Source organism: Streptomyces lonarensis (genome assembly GCF_012033735.1).
GTDB lineage: Bacteria > Actinomycetota > Actinomycetes > Streptomycetales > Streptomycetaceae > Streptomyces > Streptomyces lonarensis.
In genome coordinates this window covers 1-3,740 of sequence record NZ_JAAVJD010000353.1, presented here as the reverse complement: position 1 = coordinate 3,740, position 3,740 = coordinate 1, and the positions used below count along the sequence as shown (strand labels likewise).

General features: G+C 78.3%; 4 protein-coding genes. 1 reads left to right on the top strand and 3 read right to left on the bottom strand.

What is annotated here, in order from left to right:
- Window positions 1-133: 133 nt before the first annotated feature.
- The gene (locus tag HCN56_RS24295) at window positions 134-793 is read right to left on the bottom strand and encodes an NUDIX domain-containing protein (RefSeq protein WP_167974610.1); all 660 of its coding nucleotides are present in this window, start codon (window positions 791-793) and stop codon (window positions 134-136) included.
- Between the two features lie 53 nt (window positions 794-846).
- On the opposite strand from HCN56_RS24295, the gene HCN56_RS24290 reads away from it, so the two are divergent.
- On the top strand, window positions 847-1,368 hold the full coding sequence (locus HCN56_RS24290; protein ID WP_167974608.1) for an SRPBCC family protein: 522 nt from the start codon (window positions 847-849) through the stop codon (window positions 1,366-1,368).
- A gap of 25 nt (window positions 1,369-1,393) precedes the next feature.
- On the opposite strand, the gene HCN56_RS24285 is transcribed toward HCN56_RS24290, so the two are convergent.
- Both HCN56_RS24285 and HCN56_RS24280 read right to left on the bottom strand, forming a co-directional pair.
- Complete coding sequence (locus tag HCN56_RS24285) at window positions 1,394-2,194, bottom strand: alpha/beta fold hydrolase (protein WP_167974606.1); 801 nt, start codon at window positions 2,192-2,194, stop codon at window positions 1,394-1,396.
- 158 nt (window positions 2,195-2,352) lie between these two features.
- Complete coding sequence (locus HCN56_RS24280; RefSeq protein WP_167974604.1) at window positions 2,353-3,516, bottom strand: LacI family DNA-binding transcriptional regulator; 1,164 nt, start codon at window positions 3,514-3,516, stop codon at window positions 2,353-2,355.
- Between the last annotated feature and the right edge of the window lie 224 nt (window positions 3,517-3,740).

The following is a 3,740-nucleotide window of genomic DNA, read 5'->3' as shown; positions in this document are numbered from 1 at the left end:
GTGAACGTCGCGGAACTCCAGCTCGCCGCGGAGCGCCCCCACCGGGCGCGGCCCGCGCTGCGGGTGTGGCCATGGCTGCCCCCGGGCGGGTGGCACGCCCGGCGCGGTGCCGCCCCGGGCGGGGCCGCCCGCGTCAGCGGCCGGTCAGCTCCGCGAGGTACAGGTCCACCGTCTGGAGCGGGCCGCCCGCGGGGGCGTCGCCCCCGTCCCACCAGGTGATCCCGGAGATCTCCTCGTTGGGGGTGAACGGCGCCGGGTCGGTGATCTCCGCGGAGAACAGCGCGCCGTAGCGGGTGAGGTGGTCGGGGAGCGCGGTACGGGCGAACCCCTCGAAGCGCAGCGCCGACGGCGCCACCCGCTGATCCGCCTCCTCCCACAGCTCGCGGGCGGCGGCCACCCGCGCGGTCTCGCCCGGGTCGATCCCACCGCCGGGCAGCTCCCAGCAGCCCCGGGTGCGTTCCCGCACGAGCAGCAGCCGGCCCTCGTGGCGCGCGGCGACGATGGCGTACGTCAGTTCGTGGTCTGACGGCGGGTGCGCCTCCGCGACCCGGGTGAAGGCCAGCAGCCGCATCCCCAGCGGTCCCGTGGAGAGTGGTTCACCCGGCACGGCCGCGCCGCACCGCGCGTCCTCGGGGCAGCAGCCCCCGGGCTCGGCGCCCGGCGCCGCCGCCACGGCCGCCCCGGCCGGGCGCGGGGCGGGGACGGCGGGCGCTGCACGCGGCGCGTCGGCCGGGTCGGTGCGGGGCTGGGGGGACGGTGCGTGGCCGGTGGTCCCGGCAGGTTCGGCAGCCATGCCCCGAGCCTATGGCCGGGCGGCCCGGTCGCCCGGGACGAAGGAGACGCACCATGCACGACAACGGCGCCACCGAGCCGACCGCCGCCGACGGCGACCCCGACGTGCGGGAACGGGAGTTCACCCTCACCCGGACCGTCGCCGCCCCGCCCGAGGCCGTCTTCCGCGCCTGGACCGAGGCCGCTCGGCTCGCCCGCTGGTTCGGGCCCGAGGGGATGCGGACCCCGACCGACACCGTCCGGGTCGACGCGCAGGTGGGCGGCGGCTGGGAGGCGGTGATGGTCTCGGAGGAGAGCGGCGCGCGTTACCCCTCCGCCGGCACCTACCGGGAGCTGGTGCCGTTCGAGCGCATCGTCTTCGGCTGGGGCGTTGCCGGGCCGGACACGCCCGTCACCGAGTACGCCGTCGTCACCGTCTCGCTGACCGGGGCGGAATCGGGGCCGACCGAGCTCACGCTGCACCAGAGCGGCGTCCTGAGCGCCGCGGACGCCGCCGACATGACCGACGGCTGGTCGACCGCGCTCGACAAACTCGTCGGCGACCTCGCGGGGGACGGCGGCGCGCCGGGCGCCTGACCCCGGCGCGCCGGCGACCGCGGGCTCACCCCGGCCGCTCGCCGACCTCCTCGCCCGCGAGGAACCGCAGCACGGCCGGGCCGGCCACCGACCGGTACTCCTCGAAGTACGCGTGCCGCGCGCCCTCGATCAGCAGCACGCGCGCGTCGGGGATGCGCGCCGCCAGCAGCGGCGCGTTGGACGCCGGGTTGAAGCGGTCGGCGGTGCCGTGGACGACCAGCGTCGGCGCGGTGATCCCCGGCAGGGCGTCCCAGGCGTCGTGCCGGTTGCTGGCGGCGAGGTGCCGCCGCCGGGCATGTGCCGGCATACGCGGGTCGCCCAGCGTCCGGTACGGCCCGTCGTGGCGGGCCGTCCACTCCGGCGAGTACATCAGCGCGATCAGCGCGGCGCGCACCCGGCGCGGGTCGGCGTCGGCCAGGGAACCGCGTACCTCGGCGTCGCGCTCGGCGGCGTGCGGGCCGCCGGGGGAGGTGCACCCGAGGACGAGGCGGCCGACGCGGTCCGGGTGGCGCGCGGCCAGCCACTGGGCGACGCGGCCTCCCATCGAGGTGCCGTAGACGTCCGCCCGGTCGATCCCCGCGTCGTCCATCACCGCGACGACGTCCTCGGCGAACCCGCGTGTGCTGTAGGGCTCGTCCGGCTTGTCGCTGTCGCCCGTGCCGCGCCAGTCGAGGGTGACGGTGCGGTGCCGGGTCGAGAAGTCCGCGCGGACCCCGTCCCACCAGGCGTGGGTGTTGGACTGGCCCGCCAGCAGGACCAGCGGCGGACCGCTCCCCTCGCTCTGCCAAGCCAGGCGGACGCCGTCCGCCGCCGTCGCGTGCCCCATGCCCTGCTCCCCGCTCCGAGGTGACGGACGGCCGGACGGCGCGCCCTCGACCGCTCCATTGTGGAGCGGCTGCGCCCCGGGACGGACCGCGACCACCGCCTCCGCGCGGGCGCCTCCGCGAGACGCCCGGCAGCCGGCCCGTCACGGCGGGCGCCGGCTCAGCCGCGGGGCGGCGCCGTGGAGTCGCGGGCGACCAGCCGGGCCGGATCCGGCGGGACGACGCCGTCCTCGGGCACCTCCGTGCCGAGTGCCACCCGGCCCGCGGCCTGGCCCGTCTCCCGCAACGGGAGGCGCACCGTGGTCAGCCCCGGCGCCACGTCGGCGGCGAACGGCAGGTCGTCGAAGCCGGTCACGGACACGTCCTGCGGCACCCGCAGACCGCGGTCGCGCAGCGCCGCGCAGACGCCGAGCGCCACGGTGTCGTTGGCGGCGGCGATGGCGGTCAGCCCCGGGTCCGCCTCCAGCAGCCGCAGCGCACCGGCGTACCCGCTGTCCCGGTGGAACGTGCCGTGCAGCAGCAGGTGGTCGGGGGTGGGCGGCAGCCCGGCGGCGGCCAGGGCGGCGCGGTGGCCGGCGAGCCGGTGGCGGGTGGTGGAGCGGTGGTCGGGCCCGGCGAGGTAGCCGATGCGCCGATGGCCGAGGGCCAGCAGATGGCCCGTCAGGGCGCGTGCGCCGCCCTCGTTGTCGAGCGGCACCGTGACCACCCGCGGCCCGGCCGTGAGCGTCCCTCCCGCCGCCGGGCGCCCCTCCGCCCCCGGCTCGCGGGCCCCCTCGGCCGCGGTGCCGCACCCGTCCGCCGCCGGCTCCCCGGCCCCGGACTCGTCGACGGGGAGGGGCCTGCCGCAGAGCACCACCCGGACGCCGCCGGCGGCGAGCCGCTGGAGCCGGGCGGCGAGGGCGGCCCGGTGGCCGGGGTCGTCAGTGCTGCTGCCGGTGAGGACGACGGCCGCCGCGCGCTGCCGCTGGAGGAGTGTCAGATAGGTCAGCTCCCGCTCGGGCGAGCCGCCGGTGTTGCAGATGACGGCCAGCTTGCGGCCCTGCGCGGGCACCGAGGTGACGGGGCCGAGGGTGTCCTGCACGGCTCCGGCGATGATGCCGAAGAAGGGGTCGGCGATGTCGTTGACCAGCACGCCCACCAGGTCGGAACTGGCGGCGGCCAGCGAACTGGCCGGGCCGTTGACGACGTACTCCAGTTCCTCGACCGCCCGCAGCACGCGGCTGCGGGTCGCGGTGGCGACCGGGTAGTTGCCGTTGAGGACCCGGGAGACCGTCGCCGCCGAGACACCTGCCCGGGCCGCCACATCGGCGAGGGTGACTGTCATCCGGGTCCTCCGGTCGGCTGGGCGGGTGGTGCGGTGGGTCTGGTGGGAAGCGTAGCCGCGGCCCGCGCGGGGCGTGCGCGCGGACGGCGGGCGGTGAGGCGCCCGCTCGCCCCCGCAGGCGGTGTCCGAGCGCTCCACCGGCACCGCGGCGGGGTGCGGGCGCGACGCCGGCGGGGTGCGCCGACACGGCACGGCGACCCGGTGAGCGCGGCGCGCCTCCGCAC